General features: G+C 43.9%; 22 protein-coding genes, 1 pseudogene and 1 riboswitch. Of the genes and pseudogenes, 5 read left to right on the top strand and 18 right to left on the bottom strand.

Going from position 1 to position 25,653, the window contains the following annotated elements; all coding sequences use genetic code 11:
• Positions 1-315: 315 nt before the first annotated feature.
• Both AC58QM_RS17340 and AC58QM_RS17335 read right to left on the bottom strand, forming a co-directional pair.
• Positions 316-687: a nuclear transport factor 2 family protein gene (locus AC58QM_RS17340; protein ID WP_497286025.1), complete on the bottom strand. Its 372-nt coding sequence runs from the start codon at positions 685-687 to the stop codon at positions 316-318.
• 80 nt (positions 688-767) lie between these two features.
• On the bottom strand, positions 768-1,238 hold the full coding sequence (locus AC58QM_RS17335; protein ID WP_497286023.1) for a hypothetical protein: 471 nt from the start codon (positions 1,236-1,238) through the stop codon (positions 768-770).
• Between the two features lie 114 nt (positions 1,239-1,352).
• A riboswitch (cyclic di-AMP (ydaO/yuaA leader) is annotated at positions 1,353-1,522 on the bottom strand.
• 387 nt (positions 1,523-1,909) lie between these two features.
• On the opposite strand from AC58QM_RS17335, the gene AC58QM_RS17330 reads away from it, so the two are divergent.
• Complete coding sequence (locus AC58QM_RS17330; RefSeq protein WP_497286021.1) at positions 1,910-2,392, top strand: hypothetical protein; 483 nt, start codon at positions 1,910-1,912, stop codon at positions 2,390-2,392.
• 117 nt (positions 2,393-2,509) lie between these two features.
• A complete protein-coding gene (gene corA / locus AC58QM_RS17325) occupies positions 2,510-3,460 on the top strand; it encodes a magnesium/cobalt transporter CorA (protein ID WP_497286019.1) in 951 nt (316 codons plus the stop codon).
• Positions 3,461-3,502: 42 nt separating this feature from the next.
• On the opposite strand, the gene AC58QM_RS17320 is transcribed toward corA, so the two are convergent.
• The 6 genes and pseudogenes from AC58QM_RS17320 to AC58QM_RS17295 all read right to left on the bottom strand — a co-directional run bounded on the left by AC58QM_RS17320 (position 3,503) and on the right by AC58QM_RS17295 (position 10,482).
• Entirely contained in the window at positions 3,503-5,329 is a 1,827-nt protein-coding gene (locus AC58QM_RS17320) for an APC family permease (RefSeq protein WP_497286017.1), read from the bottom strand.
• A gap of 190 nt (positions 5,330-5,519) precedes the next feature.
• Positions 5,520-7,061, bottom strand: a complete 1,542-nt coding sequence (locus tag AC58QM_RS17315; RefSeq protein ID WP_497286015.1) for a tannase/feruloyl esterase family alpha/beta hydrolase — start codon at positions 7,059-7,061, stop codon at positions 5,520-5,522.
• A 33-nt stretch (positions 7,062-7,094) separates the two neighbouring features.
• Positions 7,095-7,871 (bottom strand): annotated as a pseudogene (locus AC58QM_RS17310) (3-hydroxybutyrate dehydrogenase).
• Between the two features lie 15 nt (positions 7,872-7,886).
• Complete coding sequence (locus AC58QM_RS17305) at positions 7,887-8,549, bottom strand: CoA transferase subunit B (RefSeq protein ID WP_497286013.1); 663 nt, start codon at positions 8,547-8,549, stop codon at positions 7,887-7,889.
• Positions 8,546-9,271 (bottom strand): CoA transferase subunit A, encoded by a 726-nt coding sequence (locus tag AC58QM_RS17300; protein WP_497286011.1) that lies wholly within the window; start codon positions 9,269-9,271, stop codon positions 8,546-8,548. Before AC58QM_RS17300 ends, AC58QM_RS17305 begins: the two co-directional genes overlap by 4 nt.
• A gap of 14 nt (positions 9,272-9,285) precedes the next feature.
• Entirely contained in the window at positions 9,286-10,482 is a 1,197-nt protein-coding gene (locus AC58QM_RS17295) for an acetyl-CoA C-acetyltransferase (protein ID WP_497286009.1), read from the bottom strand.
• 154 nt (positions 10,483-10,636) lie between these two features.
• On the opposite strand from AC58QM_RS17295, the gene AC58QM_RS17290 reads away from it, so the two are divergent.
• From AC58QM_RS17290 to AC58QM_RS17280, 3 genes are all read left to right on the top strand, one after another.
• Positions 10,637-11,542 carry a LysR family transcriptional regulator gene (locus tag AC58QM_RS17290; RefSeq protein ID WP_497286007.1) on the top strand — a complete coding sequence of 302 codons (906 nt, stop codon included), beginning with the start codon at positions 10,637-10,639 and terminating at the stop codon, positions 11,540-11,542.
• A 41-nt stretch (positions 11,543-11,583) separates the two neighbouring features.
• On the top strand, positions 11,584-13,245 hold the full coding sequence (locus AC58QM_RS17285; RefSeq protein WP_497286005.1) for a histidine kinase N-terminal 7TM domain-containing diguanylate cyclase: 1,662 nt from the start codon (positions 11,584-11,586) through the stop codon (positions 13,243-13,245).
• Positions 13,246-13,409: 164 nt separating this feature from the next.
• Complete coding sequence (locus tag AC58QM_RS17280; RefSeq protein ID WP_497286003.1) at positions 13,410-13,970, top strand: general stress protein; 561 nt, start codon at positions 13,410-13,412, stop codon at positions 13,968-13,970.
• Between the two features lie 191 nt (positions 13,971-14,161).
• Here AC58QM_RS17280 and AC58QM_RS17275 read toward each other — a convergent pair whose 3' ends face one another.
• The 10 genes from AC58QM_RS17275 to AC58QM_RS17230 all read right to left on the bottom strand — a co-directional run bounded on the left by AC58QM_RS17275 (position 14,162) and on the right by AC58QM_RS17230 (position 25,639).
• On the bottom strand, positions 14,162-14,533 hold the full coding sequence (locus AC58QM_RS17275) for a GNAT family N-acetyltransferase (protein ID WP_497286001.1): 372 nt from the start codon (positions 14,531-14,533) through the stop codon (positions 14,162-14,164).
• Positions 14,534-14,750: 217 nt separating this feature from the next.
• Positions 14,751-16,310: an extracellular solute-binding protein gene (locus tag AC58QM_RS17270; protein WP_497285999.1), complete on the bottom strand. Its 1,560-nt coding sequence runs from the start codon at positions 16,308-16,310 to the stop codon at positions 14,751-14,753.
• A 66-nt stretch (positions 16,311-16,376) separates the two neighbouring features.
• On the bottom strand, positions 16,377-17,246 hold the full coding sequence (locus AC58QM_RS17265; RefSeq protein WP_497285997.1) for a carbohydrate ABC transporter permease: 870 nt from the start codon (positions 17,244-17,246) through the stop codon (positions 16,377-16,379).
• A gap of 10 nt (positions 17,247-17,256) precedes the next feature.
• Positions 17,257-18,207 (bottom strand): ABC transporter permease, encoded by a 951-nt coding sequence (locus tag AC58QM_RS17260; protein WP_497285995.1) that lies wholly within the window; start codon positions 18,205-18,207, stop codon positions 17,257-17,259.
• A 209-nt stretch (positions 18,208-18,416) separates the two neighbouring features.
• Complete coding sequence (locus AC58QM_RS17255) at positions 18,417-19,802, bottom strand: FAD-dependent oxidoreductase (RefSeq protein WP_497285993.1); 1,386 nt, start codon at positions 19,800-19,802, stop codon at positions 18,417-18,419.
• A 30-nt stretch (positions 19,803-19,832) separates the two neighbouring features.
• Entirely contained in the window at positions 19,833-20,675 is an 843-nt protein-coding gene (locus AC58QM_RS17250) for a carbohydrate ABC transporter permease (RefSeq protein ID WP_497285991.1), read from the bottom strand.
• Positions 20,665-21,618: a carbohydrate ABC transporter permease gene (locus tag AC58QM_RS17245; RefSeq protein WP_497285989.1), complete on the bottom strand. Its 954-nt coding sequence runs from the start codon at positions 21,616-21,618 to the stop codon at positions 20,665-20,667. The genes AC58QM_RS17250 and AC58QM_RS17245 overlap by 11 nt, the downstream gene beginning before the upstream one ends.
• A gap of 72 nt (positions 21,619-21,690) precedes the next feature.
• A complete protein-coding gene (locus tag AC58QM_RS17240) occupies positions 21,691-23,013 on the bottom strand; it encodes an ABC transporter substrate-binding protein (protein WP_497285987.1) in 1,323 nt (440 codons plus the stop codon).
• A 118-nt stretch (positions 23,014-23,131) separates the two neighbouring features.
• A complete protein-coding gene (locus AC58QM_RS17235) occupies positions 23,132-23,878 on the bottom strand; it encodes a response regulator transcription factor (RefSeq protein WP_497285985.1) in 747 nt (248 codons plus the stop codon).
• Between the two features lie 3 nt (positions 23,879-23,881).
• Positions 23,882-25,639, bottom strand: coding sequence for a cache domain-containing sensor histidine kinase (locus tag AC58QM_RS17230; RefSeq protein WP_497285983.1), 1,758 nt, complete (start codon positions 25,637-25,639; stop codon positions 23,882-23,884).
• Between the last annotated feature and the right edge of the window lie 14 nt (positions 25,640-25,653).

The following is a 25,653-nucleotide window of genomic DNA, read 5'->3' as shown; positions in this document are numbered from 1 at the left end:
GACAAAACAAGAAGCCCAGCAGAAGCTGTACAGGTATCTTGAGTTCTTTTACAACCGGACAAGGTCGAATAGCACCATTGGCTACATATCTCCCGCTCAATTTGAGCAACTATATTACCAACGGGTCGCATAACTTAGTGACGTCCACTTTCTTGACAGAAGAGCATTTTTCCATCTAATCATCCCAACACGTCAGATTCGAGCAAATTAGCTGTAGTTTATACATCTATTCAGAACGCTCCATTCCGCCAAACACACAATCTACGGTGGATTCCGATCCTCAGGGTTGTCTTTTGGGACAACCTCTATTCCCCATCAGAACATGCCATTCTCATTAGGGGAATTCACAAGTATGGGCTGTCCCACATCCCAGAATTCAACGATAAGATCTTGATTAAAGCGGAAAATATGAACCACTGCTCCCCCAATGTCCTCTTGGTTTTGTTGAACATGGGAGTGTACCACGACAATATTACCCTCTTCGATGGCACGTTTGACCCCCAGGGTTTTGTGAGGATTCTTCGCGGCGTTCTCTTCCATTGCGATCATAAGAGAATCTGCGTCCCCACGGAAATAGGGATTATGATGGAGGAATCCCGGACCGATGTACCTCCGGAATGCTTCACGTACTTCTCCCGACGCCACCAGTTGCAAAAACGATATAGCCTTCTCCTTGTTAGAGGTCATCCTTCCCTATCTCCCTTTCTTTTATCGTTCCCTGATTTCTCTAAAAACTCTATCATATGGAGGTGTGAACATTCAAATCCCTAGAAAGAGATATACGCCCCAGAATGCTCAAATAAATAATTGCGATCACTTAGAAAACTCAAATCTTCTTTCTCTTTCTGATATGCACGAGATGCATGTTCAAGCTTTTTGGACAGATCACTTAGTGCTGATTTGATTAAATGTGTGCGTACTTCTCCCCATGCCTCTTGTCTCTGATGAGCGTACTGTATGCCATCTGTAAGGTTCAGTCCTTTGAGTTTCTGAAAAACAGTTGCCCATTGCACAAAATCTCCCTTTAGATTGCCGCATGGAATTACGAATTGCCCTAAACCACATGTTCCAAGATTCGTTGAAATCGTCAGTAAACCGCAATGACAGTCATCACCATGTTCGGGTTGCAGCTTATCGGATAATTCACAATCGAATTGAAAACATTCAATACGGGTAATTCTACATTCTTGCGTACATTCATCGGATTCTCTTACTAGAGTCAGGGGTTCGGGATACATAATAGATTCACTCTCCTCAAATTGTGAACAACAAAAAGAAGCCAAAGAGCAGAGAAACTCTACTCTCGGGCTTCGAAGTCGCATAAGTGCGCTAATGAAGACTCGAAAAGAAGGTAGTTCTCTCCCAATTCGCTTACGAGGTTAGCTGTCGGATTCGGGCTTGGAAGTGCCCTACTTTGGCAAGCTATGCCTGCTTTAGATTCACCCCGAGAAACCGATTCTATATCGGATCAGCTTCGGTTGGTTCCCCCGTTTTCCTTGCGGAAACTCAGCGTTTTGCTTCAAATCTGTTGTTGTTGAATCGAATGTTACGCCGATTGCTCATAAATGTAAAATGCGTTGGAGACACCTATTTCGCAATCTGAGGCATCCAGCGCTTATGGAAGCGCGTCCAATTAGAAATCATTTGCATTATCGATAGAAATGCTTCAGTTTTCTTTCGTTTTTGCCTTCTTTCTCAATAATTAGGCTATAGGCTAACGACCTTGATAAAGTCGAGAAGTTTGTTTTTATTCAATTTTTATACGTTTACTATCCATTCTTTACCCCATTTTTACACGGTTCAACGTTACAATTATGACATATTCGCTTACAACCGACTTTGAGATTAAGTCAAAAGGAGAAATGTCATGACTTCCTCCCCCCATTATTATTTAGGGATAGCACCTCATTTGTTAAATCCAATTGATTTGCATTACGAATGGTTTGGTGTCTTATGGCTTGAAGAAGAAAATCATTTTCCCATAATTGTTGGTTACTGGTTTTCTAAAGAAAGGTCCGAAATTACACAAGATGCCACCCTGTCAGGATTCTCAACATGGACCGAAATATCGGATCATCAAATGATTATGAGAATGTATCAATCTATTAGAAACAAGCAGAAAAAACAAGATTGGGAGCATCGCACTCGCTTATCCCTTCGCACTATTTTCAATTCACCTTGGAATGAGGTTTCCCCAGGGTTATATATCATTAAATCGCGTGACACCTACCCCCTTCATGTTTCAGCCATTCTGAAGAAGAAATTCTTTGTTTGGTTAGAACATGCAGCCGTTTGTGAAACCAAGGAAGAGCTTCAAGTGTTTATGCAGCGCGTGCGTGAAGAGCATCAGATGGAAATCTCAATGAAAAAAGGTAGCCCTACTGTGAAGTAAGGGCTATCTGTTTTGCGTTTTAAATTTATGAATGGCATGTACGGTTGTTATAATAAGATTCCTATGTTGGAATAACAAGAAGATCATCATTTACTTAACTAAGGGGCCCAATTCAGAATGATTCGTACAATTGCTATCACAAAAGATTTAGAAGTTATACAGGATGTTCAACTAACTCAGCTTTCAAGTTCAAACTATAACTGGTATTGGGTTGATTTTAACCAACCTAGTGAAGAAGAGTCCAAGTTATTAGAAGAACATTTTAACTTTCATCCACTTGCAATTGAGGATTGTTTTCATTATTTACAACGGCCAAAATTAGATCACTATGAAGATGTACACTTTTTCGTCATGCATGCCATCAATCAAACAACACTAGCCGCTGAAGAAGTGGACCTATTTTTAGGAGCAAATTTTATCGTTACCTTTCATACCAATTCTTCAAGGGAGATCGAAGATGCCTGGTGTCGAATAGCCCAGCAGAAAAATGGCGTTGATAAAGGTCCTCTGTATGCTTCCTATGTAGTTATGGACGAGTTAGTAGATCAGTATTTTCCAAGTATCTATCAAATTGAAGATCAATTAAACGAAATCGAAAATAACGTTGGTTCGGAAACTACCCAAGCACTTATGGAAGATATATTTGAAATTCGATCCAGACTATTAAAACTTCGAAGAACAATAGTGCCTATGAGAGATCTTCTGTATCGAATTCTGAATTCAGAACGAATCAAGGGTTTTCATGAACTTTTACACTACTATACCGACGTTTACGATCATTTGTTGAAGCTCTCAGAAATGATCGATTCTAACAGAGATATGACAGCTGATTTACGAGACAGCTATATCTCTCTTAATTCCAATAGAATGAGTACCATTATGAAAACTTTAACTGTCATAACGACGATCTTCATGCCTTTAACATTCATAGCAGGAGTTTATGGAATGAACTTTACTAACATGCCCGAATTAACTTGGCAATGGGGTTATTTTATCGCTTTAACAGTCATGTTCGGAATCGGTTTTGGCATGTTTATGGCTTTTAGAAAAAAGGGATGGTTTAAATGAAAAAAGCCGAATTTCCTCATTTAGGAATTTCGGCTTTGCTTGCTATTTCGTTAAGTGATACGGCACCGTAGTTACGATTACATTTCTCCGATACAGTAGATGCGCACGAATGAGTAAACTCGATTGGTTATGCAGAATATTGTGCCAGCCTTTTTTAGGAATGAACTGCGGGATAATCACGGTAACCTGATAATTCGATTCACCGGCTTTACGCTGAACTGTATCAATGAATTTGGTCAGTGGATTAATAATACTTCGGTAAGGGGAGTGCAGCGTCACAAGCCTCACATCAGGCTGCCATTTCTCCCATTTCTCCTCAAACATCGCTTCATCTTCACGTTCAAATGGAACATAGACAGCAATGATCTGGTGAGGTGAAAGCGATTTGGCATAGTTTAATGAGTTCTCCACGACATGTGTAATACCCGCCACAGGGACAATTATGACATTACCCTCAACAGGGATTGATGGTTGGCGGTTTGCAAGTCTTAACTGGTCGCCAACTGCCTCATAATGCTGCTTAATTCGATGAAAGAGATAGATGATTAAAGGCAAGAAAACTAAGACTGGCCACACTTGTGAGAACTTGGTTAAAAAGAACATTAACGACACGATAAGGCTAATTACAGCCCCTGTTGTATTAATAATGAGCTTGGTGACCCATCCTGCGGGCTTCTCTCGGACCCATTTGACTACCATCCCTGTCTGAGAAAGGGTAAATGGGATAAATACACCGACTGCATAAAGTGGGATAAGATGTTCCGTTTGTCCTTTAAAAGCAATAATTAAAACGATGGATAATACGCCAAGAATGATAATCCCATTAGAATATCCTAATCGATCTCCTCGTATGGTAAACATTCGGGGAATAAATTTATCTTTTGCCAAATTAACCGCAAGTAAAGGAAATGCCGAATACCCTGTGTTTGCTGCAAGGATTAATATTAATGCTGTTGTTCCTTGAATAAAGAAATACATAAAGTTTCGTCCAAAGGTCTGTTCCGCAATTTGCGATACAACGGTTACCTCTGCAGCGGGAACGATGCCATATTCAAAGGCCAAATATACGATTCCTGCAAATAAGAGAGCCAATAACGTGCCCATCGCGGCTAATGTTTTAGCGGCATTATGAGGAGCAGGTTCTTTGAAATTAGGAATCGCGTTCGAGATCGCTTCAACTCCGGTTAAAGCAGAGCTCCCTGAGGCAAATGCTTTTAACAATAAAAATAAACTGATCCCAGCAACAGGTGTACCAATTGAAGTATGGATTTCTGGAGAGACTTGCCCCGTTAGAATATTGTATATCCCCACACCAATTAATATAAATAATGCTACCACAAATAAATATACCGGATAGGCTAAAATAGAAGCTGACTCCGTTACACCTCTTAAATTCAATGTTGTAATAAAGAGGACGAATACAATGGCAATGAGCACGTTATGGGCATGTAGGCTTGGAAATGCGGAAGTAATCGCATCCGTACCTGCAGACACACTTACGGCTACTGTCAAAATATAATCGACTAACAACGAACCTCCTGCAATGAGTCCAGGATACGTACCCAGATTTTCCTTGGACACGACATAGGCTCCACCACCGTGAGGATAGGAAAAGATAATTTGTCTATAAGACAAGATAAGTGCCAAAAGAAGAATTAAAACACCAATTGCAATCGGAATCGAATACCAAATTGCAGCCGCGCCTACTGTCATTAAGACAATTAATATTTGTTCTGGGCCATAAGCTACTGAAGATAGAGCATCTGACGAAAGGATGGCTAGTGCCTTCGTTTTATTTAGTTTTTGTTCCCCTAACTCTGTTGATTTTAACGGTCGTCCAATCAAAAATCTTTTTAAAGAAGATAACACTGAGTAGCTTCACCACCACATTTTATTTTTTAGAGCTATTGAGAACAGGTTATATACGCTTGTATATTACTACCCAATTTGCATTCTCCATTATCACCTTGTTTAGTCATTTTTGGCAATAGGCGTAGAAAAACCGTGCCGCAGATCAGCGGCACGGTTAGCAAGGTTATCTATTGGCGATAATCTCGCATTAAACAAGATATCGTTCCGCTGGTACCAGAACGCCACCCCGTTCATGATGAATTCCTTGATAGCTGGTTGGCAAATTCGGATCTCCATCCACGTATTGCGGGAACTTCGGATAAGGGAAAACAGGTCTCTGAAAGCTGATCCCATTCGGAGCAAAACTATCCTTAAACGCTGTTGCGATCAATTGCTCTGGTGCGTTTCCATGTTCCACCCAAGCAACGAGTGCGTTTAGAATATCATGTTCGCTATCTAGTTGAGCACTTTCAACTCCACCAAGACCAATATCGTTCAACCCCGGACCGCCTCCACAGTGTCCCATTCCCGGGATAAGAAAAAACCGAAAAAAGTCTTGCGTTTGAGCTAATCCACCCTGGGCTTCAATAACCCGTTCGTAATAGTGAAGCGCATCTTGATACGGTACCAGCGGGTCTGACAACCCTGTGTACATCATAATTTTCCCGCCTAGTGCTTTCATCGCACTTAAATCCGGATTATTTGCATTAAGAAGCGGAGCTAATCTTTCATTTAATACATCCAAATCGTAGTCAAAATCGAATGTCCTGTAATCAAATCCTGCGCCGAACACCCAACGAAACATATACAGCAGCGATGAGGGCAACCGCTCGGGATCTTGTTGAAGATCTAACCCCCCTGAGCAATTCTCGCTTCCATAAGGGAATGGCGTATATATCTGTTCTCCGGTTCTTGGATTGGTTGGACCCGCATAAATCTGCTTTAGTGCTAACACTTGGGCATTCGTGAGTCCCTTGTCTTTAGCGAGATGGCTGCGATTTGAAATCGTATCAGGATCGAAACCGCATTTCCTTGGATCGGTCAAAAAGTTATCTGCAGGTGCACCGCCATCTTTTCCCTGCCATTGCTCGATCACCGCATTTGTTATTGCATCTATGGTTTCTTTTGAGAAAAATTCACCCTCAAGCACCTGATTCACGGCTTTATAATTCCACAGGAATCCAGCGTGCAGGTGCGTACGATTGTTAGCTGGAGCTCCTGCAAGGATGCCGTTATAATCGTCCGGATACCGCTGTGCTTCCATCAATGCCTGTTGACCGCCAGTCGAACAGCCTACGAAGTAAGCGTAACTAGCTGGTCTTCGGTAGTACATGGCGATGATTTCTTTTGCAACAACTGTCATCTCATGTGTTGCACGATAGCCGAAATCTGCCCAACGTTCCGGTTGACCAATGGCTGAATCGACATGAGGGGAAGTGCCTAAGTCAGTGTTAGCCGTTGCATACCCTCGCCGTAATCCGAAAGCAAGGCGAGCATAGGCGATGGCGCCAGCACTCCCTCCATTGCCCGTGCCGAGGAATTTGCCGTTCCATGTTTCTTGAGGCAGCCAAACCTCCACGTGGATATTCGAGATGGGGGTTGGTTTCAATTGCATGGCAACGCGGCAAAATGCAGGAAGATCAGATATAATTCCACCGTCCGGAAGTGTAAAATTTCCTTCACGCACCATTTGAACACATGTAATCGTACACCCATCGATGTTGGCATCTTTGAACATAGCTTCCATCATAGATTCAACCTCCTTTACTCCTAAAGATTCGAGCTACTGTGCGGTATAACCTCCATCAATCACAATGGCTTGGCCGGTTATTCCCTTGGCATGCTCTCCAGCAAGAAACAAGGCATATTCCGCGATTTCGTTCATCTCCAGTAGACGGCGTTGCGGAACCAGCGGTAAGATGACCTTCTCTAAAGCTAACTGAGGCGAAGTGTTATGTAGAGCGGCTACATCATGTAATTGCTCCCTTACCAAGGCTGTATCTACGTAACCAGGACAAAGCGCATTGACCGTTATTCCGTGTGCAGCCGTCTCTAAAGCAACCGCTTTGGTCAATCCTATTACGCCATGCTTAGCGCTATTATAGGCCGTTTTACCAGCAAAGCCGACCAATCCGTTAATCGATGAAATGTTAATAATTCTTCAGAACTGTTGTCTTTTCATAATGGGAACAACCAGCTTCGTCGTAATGAAGGGAGCTGTGAGCATGATTTTAATCATCAATTCGAATGTTTCCGTCGGAAAATCTTCAATCGGAGAAACAAACTGCATCCCCGCGTTGTTAATCAGAATGTCCAATCTTCCCCATATCCTCTCGATGTGGCGAATTGCTGCGGCGATCTCAGCTTCCGATGTAACATCCAGTTTGATACCATGGACATCCAGCCCTAATAACTGCAACTGTTCCGCTGATTTCACAACAGCACTGCTATCCTTATCTGTTAAAATGACGGTCGATCCAGACTCGGCAAATCTTTTCCCGATTTCAAATCCAATTCCCCTTGCAGCGCCTGTAATTACAACAATTTGATTAGGCAACATCAACTTCACCCCCATTTAATAAGCGTTCAAAATAAGGTTCTCCGCGATACGAAGCGGCGGTTCTGTCACGGCTTGAATATCGTCAGACGTGTATCCTTCTGCAACTTCCATCAGCACAAGTCCCTGTTCGGTAACATCGATGACCGCACGATCTGTAATAATCCGATTCACAACCCCTTTGCCAGTCAAAGGTAAACGGCAGTGTCGCAATATCTTCGGTTGGCCATCTTTATTCACGTGATCCATAATGACTACGATACGTCTTGCACCATGAACAAGGTCCATAGCGCCGCCCATTCCTTTGATCATCTTGCCGGGAATCATCCAATTCGCGAGATCTCCGAATTCCGACACTTCCATTCCACCGAGAATGGCCAGATCAATATGTCCGCCTCTAATCATGGCAAATGAATCGGCGCTATCGAAATAAGCGGCTCCCGCAATGGCCGTTATTGTTTCTTTGCCAGCATTGATTAGATCCGGATCGATTTGATCTTGCTTCGGATAAGGACCTATTCCGAGCAGCCCATTCTCAGATTGGAGCATCACTTGCTTGCTGCTTGGGATAAAATTAGCTACCAATGTAGGAATACCGATGCCAAGATTGACATAGAAACCGCTTTCAATCTCCTTCTCGGTGCGGATGGCAATTCTTTCACGAACGGACCAAGCTTTCATTGTCTTCCTCCCCTGCTATGTATGCAATACAGCTCATTGCGGATGGTTATTTTCTCAATTCTCTTCTGTTGCTGCCCGACGATAAGTGTTTGCACGTAGATACCCGGCGTATGAATATTTGCGGGATCGAGCTGCCCTGCTTCGACTAATTGCTCTGTCTCCACGATCGTTTTGTGCCCTGCCGCAGCCATTAGCGGGTTGAAATTCCGTGCTGTTTTGTTGTATATCAAATTCCCCATCTTATCTGCAACGGCTGCTCGAATAAGGCTGAAATCAGCTGTTAATGCTTCTTCCATCAAAAAGGTTTTTCCATTGAACACACGTGTTTCTCGATGTGCCTCAAGATCAGTTCCAACGCCTGCCGGGGTATAAAAGGCTGGAATCCCAGCGCCTCCTGCTCTTATTTTCTCCGCAAGTGTTCCCTGCGGCAGAAGTTCTACTTCAATTTCCCCCGTGAGGAGCTGGTGTTCAAATTCTTTATTTTCTCCGACATAAGAAGCGATAATTTTCTTAATCTGCTTATTATGAAGCAGCAAACCCAGTCCCCAGTCATCGACACCACAGTTGTTGGAAATGACTGTTAAATCCCTTTTTCCGCTTCTTGCGAGTGCCACTATCAAATTTTCGGGAATGCCTACCAGTCCGAACCCGCCAACCATGAGCGTGGAACCATCTTTAATTTCCGCAACCGCTTCATCAAACGATGTTGCTATGCTTTTCATGTCAACGTTTCCTCCTAATCATGCAAATAGCGCTCCACGATAACAGAAATGCCCTGTCCACCGCCGATGCATAGCGTAGCTAGTCCGTACTGAGATTCCCTCCGCATCATCTCATAGAGAAGTGTCACCATAATTCTTGCACCGCTGGCACCAATCGGATGTCCTAGTGCAATCGCACCGCCGTTAACATTAAGTGTATGATCATCCAAATCAAAATGTTTCGAAAAGACGAGCGATTGTGCAGCGAATGCCTCATTCGCTTCTATTAAGTCCATATCTTGTATCGTCAATCCAGCTTTTCTCAAGGCTTGCTCAGTAGCTGGAATAGGCCCAATTCCCATATAGGCAGGGTCTACGCCTACCACTGAGCTTGAACGAATGAGAGCCATTGGCCGAATCCCAAGGGATTGTGCTTTCGCATGGCTCATCAAAACGAATGCCGCCGCTCCGTCATTAATGCCGGAAGAGTTGCCCGCCGTAACCATGCCATCCTTGTGAAATGCCGGACGAAGCTGCGATAATGCTTCCATGTTTGTGTCAGGTCGCAAGTATTCATCCTGATCTTCGCGGATCGTGCTTCCTTTTCGTCCAGGCACGTGTACAGACACAATCTCCGCTTTGAACCTTCCTTCAGTTGCAGCCGCTGCAGCTTTTCTTTGACTCCCCAAGGCGTACATATCCAGCTCTTCTCGAACTAAACCGTATCGAGTGCACAGATTTTCAGCGGTTATTCCCATATGATAATCATTGTGGGCGCACCATAAGCCATCTTTTAGCAAACCATCCACCAGCACTTGGTCACCCATACCGAAACCAGTCCTCGCCCCCTGGAGCAAATATGGCGCTTGACTCATATTCTCCATCCCGCCAGCTACCACGATATCGTTCTCCCCGCTCCGGATGGAGAGATAGCCCATTTGAAGCGCCTTAAGTCCGGATCCGCATACCTGATTGATGGTTGTCGCGGGTACTTCTTTGGACAAACCTGCTAGAAGAGACGCCTGCCTTGCTGGATTCTGACCTTGTCCCGCTTGCAGGACATTACCCATCAACACTTCTTGCACCAAACGATGATCGATATTCGCACGTTGGATTGCTGCCTGAATAGCTGTTGCTCCAAGCTGAACAGCGGATATGTCTTTAAATATCCCCTGCCATTTGCCAATCGGTGTTCGGGCTGCGCTTACGATGGCAACCTCCGTTTCATGCATATGGAATTTCATCTCCTTGACTACAAGTTCTCTATCTTCCATTGAAAAATGGAACGCTTACATAAAAGTGTACAGCAGAACTATTTATGAGTAAAATGACAATAATGAATACTATTTATTCTATTTTTGAATAAATGGAAGTGGGGAATTCGGGATGGATTTTCAGCATTTAAGCTATTTTATTGAAGTAGTTCGACAGGAAAGCTTTTCAAAAGCGGCTCACATTTTGCACATTTCACAGCCAACCTTAAGTAAGATCATGAAGAACCTTGAAGACGAGCTTGGCGTTATCTTGCTCAACCGTTCAACAAGACATATTCAATTAACCGCTGATGGAGACATTTTTCTGAAATTTGCCCTTTTAACACTGTCTATGGCCGATGATCTTCAGGTATCCTTGAATGATGGAAAGCTTCTAAAGAAGGGGAAATTATCTTTAGGACTTCCTCCGGTAATTGGGGTCAGTTTCTTTCCAGAGATTATTGCGCAATTTCGCGCCCTTTACCCCGGTGTTCATATCCAACTGATTGAAGAGGGTGGGAAAATCGTAGAACAATTGTTACGAGAGGCCAAGATCGATTTAGGCGTGGTCGTGCTTCCTATAGATGAACAGCATTTTGATTTTCTTCCACTTGTCGAGCGTCACCTATCGTTAATTGTGAACTCGAATCATCCTATCGCTGAAAAACAAACCGTTCAATTGTCGGAGTTGCGGAATGAATCATTTATTTTATTCAAGGAGGGCTTCTCACTCCACGATCGGGTACGTGAGGCTTGTATTCAGGAAGGATTCGAACCCATCATATCTTTTGAAAGCTCACAATGGGATTTAATTAGTGAAATGGTAGGTGCCGGGTTAGGCATCGCTCTGCTGCCTGATACTGTTGTTGGAAGAATTAATACCCGGACTGTCACCGTGCTTCCTAAGACCGTTCCCCAAATCAACTGGGATTTAGCCTTAATATGGAGCAAACACCATTATCTTTCCCATGCAGCAAGAGTGTGGATTGAATTTATGAGGGATAGGTTATATATTAGTAAAATAAGGCAGGACTTTTGACCCGGAATAATAATGACTATTATTACTTTAGAGGGTGTAAAATGGATTTTTTTGCATGGATCGACATCATCTTATTTTTCGTTTTATTTGTTTTATTCGTATATGTATTTGCCTCTGTTACGATTACTAGCCTGCATAAAGTTTATTTAACCTTTCATTTTTTAATGCTACTTTGGCCAATCTGCCAGTTTGCTATTAAAGTGGTGGATGCTCCCCATGTTCAATTAATTTATCTAAAACTATCCTTTGTTGACATGTGCCTGCTTGCCGTTGGTTGGCTTCTTTTTACCGTTTTCCTCACAGGACAGTCACAATTTTTGAGAACCAAACTATCCTTACTGCTTTTTGTTCCAGCTCTACTAGCAGCATCCTGCGTGATAATCAATCCAAATGGTAAGTTCGTACTCCCTTTGCAAGGAAGTTACATTCACAGGTCTTATGGACCGCTTTTTTGGTATATCATTACGATCTTAATTGGCTATATTATAGTTTCGCTATATATTATGAGTCGAGTATTACTATCCGACAAGACTCCTCGTATCAAAACGCAGATTAAGCAAGTACTTAAAGGTATTATAGTAATGACCCTATTCGTATTATTAGATGTATTTTTGAATGTTGTCCTACATTCATCTTTACCCGTTATTCCTGGATTGACATCATTTGGCGTCCTACTTTCCGCTATTTTCTTTGTCATTGCCATTCATCGCGATAAAGTATTTGATATTGTGAAAATAGCTCATCAAGATATTATTGATACCATCGACTATGGCATTCTGGTACTCGATGATAATGAAATCGTTGTAGAAATAAATCGCTCACTATTACCTCATCTCGACTTGCCCATAGGTTTCCGTTTTGAAATTGCAAACATACTCTCCATGGGACAGTCTAGTAGTCATATAGATTCATTCCTCCAAACGTACCACATGTTTCCTCTAAAGAGATCTGAAATCGAAATGAAATTCCCTGATGGTCGCCATATCAACATTCAAACCGCACCTATCACGGTTAATCGTACAATGGTTGGACGCATTATTACCTTTCAAGATGTGAGTGAACTTCATCGCCTCATGGAAGCAACAAACCTTCAAAACGAAATCCTACAAGAACGTAACCGATCGTTAATAAAAATACAAGATGAACTGTCTCAAACCAATCAGAAACTCGAGCACATGGCCATAACCGATGGTTTGACAGGTATTTATAACCGCCTCTATCTGACACAAAAGTTAGAGGACGAAGTGTTACATCATATAAAGTATCAAATGCCGTTTGCGGTCATTTTATTAGATATCGACTATTTTAAGTTAATCAATGACAATTATGGACATGTAGTCGGTGATCAAATGATACAAAGCACTGTGGACGTAATCAAGCAGACCCTGAGGCCAACTGACATTTTTGCGCGTTATGGCGGGGAGGAATTTTTCGTTTTTTTACCGCAAACAAGTCAAGCACAGGCAAAATCCTTAGCTGAACGTGTCAAAACCACAGTTGAATCTAATAAGTTGATAGCGAAAAAAATACCTTATTCTTTATCCATTACGATAAGTATAGGATTGCTATCTATTCATAATTTCACCTTAGAACATACAAAAAATCCCAATACATATCTAAACGAATTGCTTGAAGCTGTGGATAAAGCCTTATATATGGCAAAAGAAGAAGGCCGTAATCGGATTGTCAGCATCGCAAAATAATGTTCCTTTGCTAACCGCTACTTGAGAATAGGCAGCCAATCCACCGGGAATGGCTGCCTATTTCTATTATTATTTGTTTAATAGCTTGGTATTTGGGGTAAGTAGCTGTATGCCATAGTCGTCAAGGCGGCTTGCTAACACTCAACTACCCAGGAGGGATTACCATGAGCAAACATATTATCGGCGTGTTCAACACGGAAGAAGAAGCGATTCGCGTCATTAACCAATTGAAGGCAGAGGGATATCAATCAGACGAACTCTCTGTAGTGGGCCGCAACCGCGATAATTTGGACCACATCGAAGAAGCGACCGAAACCAAAGCGGAAGAAGGCCTTGCAACAGGTGCAGCGACAGGCGGCGTGCTAGGCGGGGTGACGGGTCTGCTCGTGAGTATCGGCGCATTGGCAATTCCCGGGCTAGGCCCTATTCTTGCAGCAGGCCCAATCGTAACGGTCTTAACAGGTGCAGCTGTCGGGGCAAGTGCAGGCGGACTGGTCGGCGGCTTGATCGGACTCGGTATCCCCGAGAAGGATGCGATGTATTATAACGAATTTGTGCAAAACGGCAAAGTACTCGTCCTCGTTGACAACGATGGCGACCGCGCCAATCTGGCTTACCGGATTTTCCGCGACCACAACTCGCTCAATGCGCATAAGTACAGCCCGGACTATAGTTACGTAAGCGACGCAGGCGCCGTCAAAGACCGCTATCGCAGTAACTTGTAGAGTCGGAGTATGAAATGCTCATAGCATGGCATGCCGACAGTATAACGAAGCCGCCTGCTTATCCTGAGGGATAGGCAGGCGGCTTTTTGCTTTGGCATGCAACTTGCCATACTTGGTGAATCTTCCTGAGGTCATATAACATACAAGCAGGCTAGCATCCTGTCGGACGCTAGCCTGCTTGTTATTAATCCCTATCGCCCCATGATGGCGCTACCTGAGCTATGATGGTCGGAGAAATCGCTCGTTGATTTACCTCTTTCCCACACATCCGAATACGTAGAATCTTTCTTGAATTTTTCCAAAGCAAAGGCGCAAGAAGGGATGATTTTGCGCCCTTTGTCACGGGCTTCGCTAACGACCATGTTCAACAGTTGTTTACCCAGTTGACGACCACGATAACGCGGATCCACGTAAGTATGATCAATGACCCAGGTTCCAGCTTCGACCAGCCTGTAAGTAATCTCACCTACCGTACCAGACAGCGTGCTGAGGATGTAGGCGTTACCTTGCTTTTGGAAGACTATTTCCTCCTCTGTTTCGTGAAATGTGTTGTTTGCTTCCATAGTGAAACACCTCCTGAAGGATAAATGCTTGTTTCTATTTATTACCCCTTAGGAGAGTCGGTGAAACAAAGATCAAAGGCAACTTCTCTCCCATTCCTACTTCTTATATCACTAGAGCAGAAGTTGCCGTAATTGTTGAGCGTTTGCTGCAAAAATCCAAATTAATCTAAAACAAGAGAAACCCTCGTTATAAACGTAGGGTTTCTCTTGTTTTTCATTACTTTTTAAGGCTAGCGATATAATCGTTCATTTGTTTCGCGTACTCATCCCCACCATTTTTATACCAGCCTGTTTGTAGTTCTGTAAATTTGTCTACATTCTCCTTACCCATAATGATTTTCATGATGGTTTGATCCCATGTCTTTTGATAATCTTGATAGATCGGTTTTCTGGCTGCTTCAGGCTGGAAGCCCAAGTCTTTGGAAGTCACGACGGTGTCGATCGACGTTTTTAACCATGGTGTGATTTTATCAACAACATCTTTAGGTGTACCTACTTTAATAAAGAAGGAAGAATCGTTCGCGCGTCGCATTGAATTTTTACGTACATAATCCGTTGGCAGTGTTGCTGGCGCTACTTTTTGACCGTCTTTAATCGTATAATCATTGCCTTCATATCCGTTCTTAACCGTTTCCCACATACTATCTGTTAACCATGAATTCAGGAGAGCTGCTGCTTTTTCTGGATTTTTAGCTGTTTTGGTGATACCCCAAAAACCCCATATGCCAGTCGAATTAACCGAACCTGTGTTAAAGCTTGCTTTACCATCTTCCCCTTTTACCCACATGTAAGTAAGCTCTGCACTAGGCGTTTGCTTTTGGATCTCTGGCAAATGATACGTATAATGGGCGGCAAATCCAGGGTACACCCCCGTCATCCCACGCCAGAAGCGTTCTCTGCGTTTTGTTTCATCATTGGTGGCTGAATCAGGATCGAATACGCCTTGCTTATACAGCTTAGCCGTGTACGCCAACGCCTCTTTATAACTAGACTTGCTGGTGTCATACTTGGCATCCATGTATTTATAAGTTCCGCTGTTTGCTTCCTGCCAACCAAGCACACCAAAAGCTCCTGTAAGAATAGGATCAAACACTTTGGACTGCGGATTCACAGCACCAGCATATCCATACGTGTCGTTTTTACCATTTTTGTCAGGATCATTAAAAGTAAACTTTTCTAAAATATCTGCAAACTGATCTTTGGTTACAAGCCCATCTGCTGGTAATGTAATTCCAACATTCTGCAGCCAATCTTTTCTTACCCAATAACCATCATTGCGAAGAATAGACGTCCTTGGAATGCCATATATTTTGTCATCGCTTTTCACTTTTAAAGAGTCCCATTCCGACTGATACGTGTACTGTTTTAGTTCGGGCAACTTATTCATGTATTCATTAACAGGCAAGAGTAAGCCATCTCTCACTGCATTTTGAAAGGCAACATCTTTGGTATCGGGAAAGAAAACAATATCAGGATAAGTGCCGGAAGCAAGCATCAATTGCAGTTTCTCCGAATATCCACTCATTGGAGGAATATCGAATTGAATCTTCACGTTATTCTTCTCTTCCAACGTTTTGATAAATTTTTGATCGGCTTCTGTCAATGTAGGCGAATCATAATTCGCCATAATTTTGAGTGAGACCGGCTCGCTCGCTTTTTTGGCTGCGTCATCGGAGCTTTGTGCAGGATCTGCACTGTTTCCACAACCTGCAACAAGCAAGCTAATCGTTGTCATGCTCAACAAGCTAGTTAATACCCCTTTTTTTGTTCTTTTCATGCTTTCATCTCCTAAGTAGATTAATTGGTATTGTATATGATCAACAGGAAAATTCCCAGTGTCACCTCATCCTTTTACGGAGCCCAGCAGCATGCCTTTGACAAAATATTTTTGCAGGAAGGGATATACAAGCAGAATGGGAACCATAACGATCATTAATGTAGCGTACTGAAGAGTTTCTGAAGTTACCGCATTCGCCCCCAACTCAGCAGCATTGGCATTCAGGGCCATCATGCTTGCAGCTTCAATAACTTCCCTCAGATACAGCATCAAAGGCCACTTGGCTTCAGACTGAATATACAGGATCGCATTAAAGAAGTTATTCCAGTAGCCGACAGCTCCGAATAAGGCCAGTGTTGCAAGTATCGGCTTGGAGAGTGGAACAATGATTCTGAGCAAGATATACGGATACGAAGCACCATCCATGCTTGCCGCTTCCTCTAACTCGTCAGGTAAAGACTCAATGAAGCTCTTCATCAAGATGAGATTAAAGCCCGTAAATAAAGAGGGGAGAATCAACGCCGCTAATGTATCTAAGAGCCCTAATGACCTCATTAAGTAATAATTGGGAATGATGCCTCCATTGAAAAGCATCGTAAACACAATAGCGACAAGGATGAGGCTCCGTCCTTTTAGAAACTTTTTGGACAAAGGATAGGCCATTAGCACATAAAGAACTAAACTTCCGAATACCCCGATGATTGTGATCGTAATCGTATTGAGATAGCTGCTCCAAAGTACTGGACGAGATAAGATTTCTTTATAGGAGGCGAAGTTGATATCATGCGGCCAAATCATCAGCGGATGGTTGATAAAAGCATCATAAGAACTAAATGAAACGCTAGCCACGTTAACAAATGGATACAGCATAGCAAGCGTTATGAGGGTGAGCAGTGTGTAATTCATACAATCGAAACCATCTAATTTTTTTGTCATTTTGATTCTCCTACCAAATGTTATGACCGAACAGTTTTGCGACCCGATTGGCGCCAAGAACCAATACAAAACCTACAACGGCTTTAAACAAACCGACTGCTGCTGAAAAGGATAACCGTCCATCAATTAATCCGATCCGATAGGTGTAGGTTTCAAGGACATCAGCCACTTCATAGGTTGAAGGGTTATAGAGTAAGAATACCTGCTCGAAACCATTATCAAGAATATGGCCTAATTGCAAGACCATGAGAATCACGATCGTCGGGAGAATACCTGGAATCGTAATATGAAGAATCTGTTTCATTCTGCTTGCACCATCCATTTTTGCTGCCTCATAAAGGGAAGCGTCAATGCCAGTCATGGCGGCTAAATAAATGATTGTTCCCCAACCCATCCCCTTCCATACTTCAGCTGACACAAGAATCGTCCGAAAGTAACTGGGTTCAAGTAAAAACGGAATTGGCTTATAGCCAAAGGATGTAACGATTGAATTAACTGCCCCCGTAGACGGTGATAAGAAATTGATGATCATCCCTGCCAACACAACCCAAGAGATGAAATGTGGTAAATACAAAATCGTTTGGGATACGCGTTTAAAAGCCATATGTCTAACTTCATTGAGCATGATCGCCAAAATGATAGGTGCAGGGAACCCCCAAATCAATTGATAAGAACTTAAAATAAGCGTGTTTCGAAGTACCACATAGAAATCTTTGGACTGAAATAAGTATTGGAAATTCTCAAATCCTACCCATTCACTTGCCCAAATACCCTTTACTAAACTAAAATCCTTAAACGCAATAACAACACCAAAGATCGGAACATACTTGAATATCAACAGATACAAACATCCCGGAATCAAAAATAAATACAGCCATTTGTGCTTCGCAAAATGCCGCCTACGCTCGCTTCTTTTATCAATAACTTTGGTCAGCGACTGGTTTTCTAACATAACTGCCATGATGTCTCTTCCTTTCCTATCCGACAATCTATAACCTCATCTGTATGGTTCTATTTTACTGTCGCAGCTTTTTGAGTTATATGAATGATCAATCGTTTTTTTACACTATTCCACGATGTTGTCATCAAAATATACAAAATAGCCCTGCTGAAAGATCCAGCAGGGCTAGCTTACATAGAGACTATTTCAGTGTCGTTTCCAAATCTAACTTAGATTTCCAGATATGCACCTTGCTTCTTGAGCTCAGCATGGAGCTCAAAAATTGAGATTTCATTGGTCGGCTTATTGCCAAGTGCCGCAAGCGCGGCCGCAACGCCACCGCCATGTCCAATGGCACCTGCGATTGGCGTCACGCGGATACCTCCCTGTGCCTCAAACGTGGTAGAAATACATCTGCCCACTGTGACAAGGTTGCGAACTTTATCGTTAATTAGGCTGCGATAAGGAATGCTATACGTTTCTCCCGATTTCAGATGCTTAATTTCCTGGTTTCTTTTCTTAAAATGTTCCTCCTGCTCGCCTTTCGGCGGATGAATATCAATGGGATAACCCCCATGCGCGATGACATCATCGAATGTGCGGCATTCAACCAAATCGTCTAGCGTTAGGGTGTACAAGCCTTTAATCTGTCTCGAGCTGCGAACACCGACCGAAGGTCCGGATGATACGACGATCGCATGTTCAAATCCGACGATTGTATTCTTCAAAAACGTTTCCAGTTCTCTCACATGTCTTCTTCCTACGACTTCCGCTTCACTCAGGCTCCATGGATCCGTGCTGTCGTACCCCGAAATGCGAGAGGTGTTCACGATGACTTCGCCTGGATTATTCGTCTCGAAAAACAATAGATCATCGCGAACGCCAGTTAACTCCCCGCTTTCCATCGCTTTCTTCATCGCACTTACGAAGCCGCCTATGGACAGCCGATCTGCCGTCAGAATTCGCTCCCTGTCCTCTTCGGTCACAAGTCTTGGAAACTCCTCTGGGTGCGATCGGATATACGCCTTCACTCGGGCGATATCAACACCCCGAACCTTCATGTTCATCGTCATCGGTTGGGTTGCCCCGTCTGTCTCCCTGCCTTTATTGAACTCCACGCCAGCCCAAGCCGAGAGATCAGCGTCACCGGAAGCATCAACAAACACTTTACCGAAAATCTCGGTAATCCCCGCTTTATTGACCACTTTAAGAGATTGGATCTTCCCGTCTGCTACCGCAGCTTCCGCGAGCATCGTATGGTACAACAATCGACCTCCAGCCTCTGTAAACATCACGTCCAATTCATGTTTCATGCCTTCTGCGTCGAAAGGCGTGACCGTATACGTATACCCCGTCGTATCCTCAATATGACCAGGCGACTTGCCCCTCGCCTTCAGCCTGTCGATCAGTTCGCCAGTAAGGCCTTGTACCACTTGTGTAGTTCCCGAATGAAAAGTCATCATCGGGCCAACACCAGCAGCGGTCAACATGCCGCCAAGAAAGCCATACTGTTCGACAAGTAATGTCTTTGCTCCGCACCTTGCCGAAGCAATTGCCGCAACGGTGCCGGCAATGCCTCCGCCTACAACCACGACATCAAAATGATTGGTTGTCATGCCTGAATCCCCCCTCTATATACACGCCTCTTATTTCAAACCTGTTGTTGCCACACCCTCGATGAATTTCTTTTGTGCGAAGAAGAACACGAGGAGCAGCGGAACTGTCGCCATGACAGAAGCGGCCATTAAAAGATGCCAATCCGTACCTGCCATATCGGTGAAAAGCTTCATTGCAATCGGCAGAGTAAACAACCGATCCGAGCTTAAATAAATTAATGGATCCAGAAAATCCTCCCAACTGTTGAGGAATGTAAAGATCGCAAGCGTTGCAAAGGCTGGCGTCGCCATCGGCACCATGATGCGCCAAAACGTCTGCCACGGCGTACTGCCGTCGATTTCGGCAGCTTCGTCGAGCTCCTTCGGAATCGTAATGTAGAATTGGCGCAGCAGAAACACGCCGAAGATGCCACCCGCACCGAGAATCGGCGGTATAATAAGCGGGAAGTGATTGTTGACGAGCCCCAGCTTCGAAAACCAGATGAAATTCGGGATAATCGTGACTTCATTCGGAATCATCATCCCGCTGAGTAGAATGAGAAAAAACACATTTTTAAACGGAAAATGAAGCTTCGCAAACGAAAATCCAGCCAGCGCACCGACGAGGCACGTACCGATCGTGACAAGGATCGCGATGTACACGGAATTCGCATAGTGCAGCAGAAAATGTGGCTGCGTCGTAAATACGTGTGAATAGTTCGACCATACAATTGGATTCGGAATCCATTGCGGCGGGAATAGAAAAATTTTATTCTGATCCTTTAGAGATGTCGTCAGCATCCACAGAAACGGGCCAATGATGATTAATGAGATGATGGTTAACAGCAGATAAGTAATGACGTTTCTTAGTAATCGCAATGCCTTATTGCTCATGATGCACCCACCTTTTTCTTATATTCCACTGAAACATGGTGAGCAGCAGAACGAGAAAAAACAGAATAAATGCAACAGCCGAAGCATAGCCCAAGTCATACGTTTTGAATGCCAGCTTGTAGATATAATAGACAAGTACGTTCGTGCTGGTTCCAGGGCCTCCGTCCGTCATAACGACGATTTGGGAGAACACTTTGAGCGATCCGATCAATGTAATGACGAGTGTCAAAAATATGGACGGAGAAATCATCGGGACTGTAATTTTTGTAAAATGCTTCCACTTCGAAGCTCCGTCAATTGTTGCCGCTTCGTAATACATTTTCGGCACATCTTGCAACGCAGCCAGGAAAATAACCATATTCATCCCAACCTTTTTCAGCACGGAAACGAGGATGACGACTGGCATGACCAGTGTCGTATTATACAGCCATGCAGGACCTGTAATGCCGACGATCTTCAATAATTGGTTCACAAGACCGGCGTCAGTCGCGAAAACATACTTCCATACAATTGCCCACACGATAATGGATGTGACCACTGGCGTGAATATTGCGGTACGAAACAAGCCCACCCCGGGGATTTTAGTCGAAAGTAAAAGGGCTAGAGCTAAAGACAAAGTGAGATTGAGCGGAATCAATCCTGCCGAGAAATACAGTGTGTTTTTGATTGAAGTCCAGAACATCGGGTCGTCGGTTAAAATTTTGCGGTAGTTGTCGCCACCAACGAAGGAGGTAGCGTGCAACAGGGAATAATCTGTGAAACTGAGCCATAATGCGCTAATGATAGGACCTGCCATGAAGATCAAGAAACCCAGCATCATAGGAGAAATAAACAGATAACCGTAAATGGCGTTCCGGCGTTTAAGCCTACTGTAGGTGCCTTTACTAGTTTTGACGGCTATCGCAGTTGGTGTCTCTAGGGTCGTCGTTCGATAGGTTTTCAAAGTTGTCTCCACTCCTTTGTAGACGAGAGGCCAAGCAGTTTCCGCTTGGCCTCATCATCTACCCAAATTCGGTTATTGCAGAACCGGTGTAACGTCCGCTTCCATTCTCTTCAGAATGTCTGGAATCGTACCGCTTTGTGTATAGATGGCATCGAAGTTCAGCTTCATTTTGTCATCGATTTTCTGAAAATTCACGAAGCCTTGGCGAACTCTAGCGCCGGCCATTTGATCAAGCACCGCCGTTTTCATGCTTTCAGGAGACGAGCCTTGCTTCAAGAAGGCATCGGAGTTCAAGACGAATTTGCGGCTAGGCACGAAATATTGAGATGTCGTCGTCATGTTCTCTTTGTTGGACAAGAACTTCACGAATTCAATGGCTTCAGCCGTGTTCGCTCCGCCTTTCGGCACCATGTACGCTGCGTAACCAAGCGTTGTGCCTTGCCCACCTTGTCCTTTCGGCATAGGGGCGATATCCCACTCAAAATCCTTGATCGCTTTCGCTTTGCCCATGTAGCTCAACAAGTCCTGCTGCATGGCGATTTTGCCGGATTCGAAAGTCGTTTGATCCCCAGGCTTCGGATGCACCTTCGTTTTGAACATCGCATCGTTAAAATATTGCAGCGCCTGCTCCCCTTGCGGCGTATTTAACGCAAATTTCTTACCGTCTTTGCTAAAAAAGTCAGACCCAAATGCCCAAACAAGCGTCTGCAGTGACTCAATCCAGCTAGTCCCCCAACCCGCAGGACGAATTAGGTTCATACCATAAATGCCTTTATCTGGCTGCGTAAGTGCTTGCGCCGCTTTCAGCATTTCGTCGTATGTCCAGTTGCCTGCTTTATACAGTTCGCTTGGTGTCTTCAAGCCTTTTTCTTTGAACATCGTTTTGTTGTAGTACATCATGTTCGGTGGTGTGGAGAATGGTACGCCATACACTTTGTCGTTCTTCGTTACCAGATCCATCGTAGAAGGAATGAAATCTGCCGAGTCGTAAGCGTTGTCTGCTTTGATCGCGGACAGATCCTCGAGCTGTCCAGTCTCCATGAATTGTGGAATGCCGCGTTCCAGCATCCAGATTACGTCTGGTGCCGTTCTAGACGCCATCAAGACAGACATTTTTTGTATATAATCCGCACCTGGTATAATCATGACTTCCACGTTCACGTTCGGCTTAAGCTTCTTATAATTCGCGATAATTTCTTCATACATCTTCTTATGCGCGTCACTGCCCCAAATGCTGAAGGTTAACTTCACATCTTTTGCAGGTGCCTTAGTAGCCTCTGTTGTTCCCGCTGGTGCGGAGGAGGCGCTGGTCGTCGTATCTTTCGAGCTACTGCATCCCGCAAAAATGGAGCTGAGTAAAAGCAAGGATGTCGTTAAAAGCAAGGCTTTCTTCATCGTGTGGTATCCCCTTTTTATTCAATTATTTAATTAAGCGTTTACAAAACTTATTATAAAAGAAAGGCGCTATCCAAGATAACGCCACAAATTCCATATATGGTTCAAAATCGTAAGGTCATCTCTGGTCTCTATACTCCGTTGGTGTACACCCCGTCTGCTGTTTGAAGAGCGATGCAAAGTACTTATGATTGGCAAAACCGCACATCATCGCCACTTCTGCCACTTTCAGCGTCGTTTCCTTCAGAAGCTTCCTTGCTTTCTCCATCCTGCGTTCCGTCACAAAATCGGACAAGTTCTGTCCCGTCGCTCGCTTGAACACTTCGGATAAATATTTCGGATGCAGATACACACGCTCTGCCAAGAACTGTAAAGAGATGTCCTGGCTTAGGTGTTGGCTCACCAACTCCTTCACACGGCGAATCATCAGACGATCCTTATCCTCAGGCTGCCCAGCCCCCATACTCTCATCGCTGCCTACTAGCTGAGAAGCCAAGTGTTTGTCACTCATTTTCTGCAGAATTCCTGCAAGTTCAACCCGCTCAATCGGCTTAAGCAAATAGTCACAAACGCCGTACCGAAGCGCTTCGCGAGCATACCCAAACTCGTCATAACCGGAAATAATGACAAATGGCGTATCAGGATGCGACTCTTTAGCCCGTTTGATTAGCTCAATACCGTTCATCTCACCCATCCGAATATCCGTTATCACAAGATCGACGCGATCCTGCGTCCGCAGCCATTCCAGCGCCTCACGACCATTGCTGGCTTCTGCGATATGAAGCTGGGACGGGATTACATCCTCCACGATCTTCCGTAATCCTTGCCGAATTTTCATTTCATCTTCTACTAATAAAATGTTCATGCGCTACTCCTCCCATTGAAATGGCATACGAATACAGAACGTGGTCCCCTTCTCGACGGTATTCAGAATTGACAAGCCATACGGCTCCCCATATAAAATGAACAGCCGCTGATGAATGTTCCGAAGCGCAAAACCTTTCGTTTTCTTTTCTGTCGTCATCTTCGATAGCGGACGCTCCGGTCCGTAGAGCCGCTGTTCGATCATCTCCCGACGCTCCGGCGTAATACCACGTCCATTATCAGACACGTAGATGAAGAGGTCCTGCCCCTCAGCTTTCGTCGTAATAGCAATCGTGAAGGGGAAACTTCCCATGCCATGCTCAATCGCATTTTCAACTAACGGCTGTAAAATCAGCTTCGGCACCATCGCAAACTCATGCGAGAAGTCTACATGAATTTCTGTGTGCAAGCCCTCCTCCAAGCGGAAGGTCTGGATGTTCAGATAATTTTGCACAAAGCTTAGCTCGTCTTTCAGATACACGAAACGCTCCTGCTTATTTACGGTGTAGCGCAGAAGTTTCCCTAAACTAGTAATCACCTGTGAGAGATCATGATTGCGCTCTTTAACGGCCACCATATTAATAGACTCTAAGGTGTTATATAAGAAATGGGGATTTATTTGACTTTGCAGCGCATTCAATTCCGCATCCTTCTCCCGCAGCTTTAGCTCATAGACTTCTTTGATTGTAATATCCAACTGAGACACCATGTTATTGAAGCCTTCTGTCAACAGTCCGATTTCATCGTTGGAATAGACCAATGCCCGCTCTTGAAAATCGCCGTTTTGAACGCGCAGCATTTTCCGCTGGAGATAAAGAACAGGCTTCACAAGTCGATTCGATGTAAACACCGCTGCGATAAAAGCAAAAATAAGGGAAGCCGCAGAGATCCACAAGGTGAAACTAATGAGCTGCCTAGCGTCTGCCAATAAATCATTCTTTGGAATCGTGCTGACGATCGTCAAACCTCCGACAGGTGTTGTAGTCACTGTTTTCAGCATATTAGGTGTGTGCATATCCACAGTCTCCGCATAAGAAGGACACGACGACTCCTCACTAAATGGATAAATACATTGGTAATTCTCATTAAACAGATACAGCTTACTCATTTTGGACATTTTGACATTGGATAAAATTTTCTCGAACCCGTTGGACGTCAAATCGATCTTGATATACCCGATTGTCTTGTTGGTCAACGGATTTTTCATGATCCGGGCAAACGCCAATGCTTCTTTCGGCTTCTCAAGATAGTAGTTCCATTGCACCGGTGGCAATATGACGAGCCCTCCATCTTTCTGCTTCACTTGGTCCATCCAAGTAGATCCATCTGGAAACCAGTTGGAGGAAATGGTTTCCGTTAAATTACTAAATAACGTGCCGTCCAAGGCAAAAATGTAGACACCTTCCAGCTCCATCCGATCAAACACTAGCGAGGAGATAAGCTGATTCATTTTCAAACGCTCCTCAAATGGAACGAGAGCGCTTCCTGTATGCGTACTGTGCGATTCCAAAATACGCACAAAATTGGAATCGTAATAAATGGATATCGTAATACGCTCAATCTCGCGAATATAACGCTCCAAATTAATATTAATTTGATCGGTCAGCTGATCTGAGTATGCTTTGGCATCTCGCTCCACGTTGGACGAATACTTCTGATATGTCAAATAGCCGCTAAACAAAAATGGCAGCGTTATCATTAAACAAAACAAAACAAGAAACTTCATCCTGAGCGAGACGAACGGCGGTTTCTTTAGCTTCAAGTGGCTTCCCTACT

It is taken from the genome of Paenibacillus sp. J22P165, assembly GCF_059692015.1.
The sequence above is the reverse complement of the archived record's forward strand: the minus strand, read 5'-3'. Positions and strand labels throughout refer to the sequence as shown.

Coding starts and splice junctions, on each gene's coding strand:
- AC58QM_RS17340 (WP_497286025.1), bottom strand. CDS start 687: ATGACCTCTAACAAGGAGAAGGCTATATCGTTTTTGCAACTGGTGGCG.
- AC58QM_RS17335 (WP_497286023.1), bottom strand. CDS start 1,238: ATGTATCCCGAACCCCTGACTCTAGTAAGAGAATCCGATGAATGTACG.
- corA (WP_497286019.1), top strand. CDS start 2,510: ATGATTCGTACAATTGCTATCACAAAAGATTTAGAAGTTATACAGGAT.
- AC58QM_RS17315 (WP_497286015.1), bottom strand. CDS start 7,061: ATGATGGAAGCTATGTTCAAAGATGCCAACATCGATGGGTGTACGATT.
- AC58QM_RS17305 (WP_497286013.1), bottom strand. CDS start 8,549: ATGAAAGCTTGGTCCGTTCGTGAAAGAATTGCCATCCGCACCGAGAAG.
- AC58QM_RS17300 (WP_497286011.1), bottom strand. CDS start 9,271: ATGAAAAGCATAGCAACATCGTTTGATGAAGCGGTTGCGGAAATTAAA.
- AC58QM_RS17295 (WP_497286009.1), bottom strand. CDS start 10,482: ATGCATGAAACGGAGGTTGCCATCGTAAGCGCAGCCCGAACACCGATT.
- AC58QM_RS17290 (WP_497286007.1), top strand. CDS start 10,637: ATGGATTTTCAGCATTTAAGCTATTTTATTGAAGTAGTTCGACAGGAA.
- AC58QM_RS17285 (WP_497286005.1), top strand. CDS start 11,584: ATGGATTTTTTTGCATGGATCGACATCATCTTATTTTTCGTTTTATTT.
- AC58QM_RS17280 (WP_497286003.1), top strand. CDS start 13,410: ATGAGCAAACATATTATCGGCGTGTTCAACACGGAAGAAGAAGCGATT.
- AC58QM_RS17275 (WP_497286001.1), bottom strand. CDS start 14,533: ATGGAAGCAAACAACACATTTCACGAAACAGAGGAGGAAATAGTCTTC.
- AC58QM_RS17270 (WP_497285999.1), bottom strand. CDS start 16,310: ATGAAAAGAACAAAAAAAGGGGTATTAACTAGCTTGTTGAGCATGACA.
- AC58QM_RS17265 (WP_497285997.1), bottom strand. CDS start 17,246: ATGACAAAAAAATTAGATGGTTTCGATTGTATGAATTACACACTGCTC.
- AC58QM_RS17260 (WP_497285995.1), bottom strand. CDS start 18,207: ATGGCAGTTATGTTAGAAAACCAGTCGCTGACCAAAGTTATTGATAAA.
- AC58QM_RS17255 (WP_497285993.1), bottom strand. CDS start 19,802: ATGACAACCAATCATTTTGATGTCGTGGTTGTAGGCGGAGGCATTGCC.
- AC58QM_RS17250 (WP_497285991.1), bottom strand. CDS start 20,675: ATGAGCAATAAGGCATTGCGATTACTAAGAAACGTCATTACTTATCTG.
- AC58QM_RS17240 (WP_497285987.1), bottom strand. CDS start 23,013: ATGAAGAAAGCCTTGCTTTTAACGACATCCTTGCTTTTACTCAGCTCC.
- AC58QM_RS17235 (WP_497285985.1), bottom strand. CDS start 23,878: ATGAACATTTTATTAGTAGAAGATGAAATGAAAATTCGGCAAGGATTA.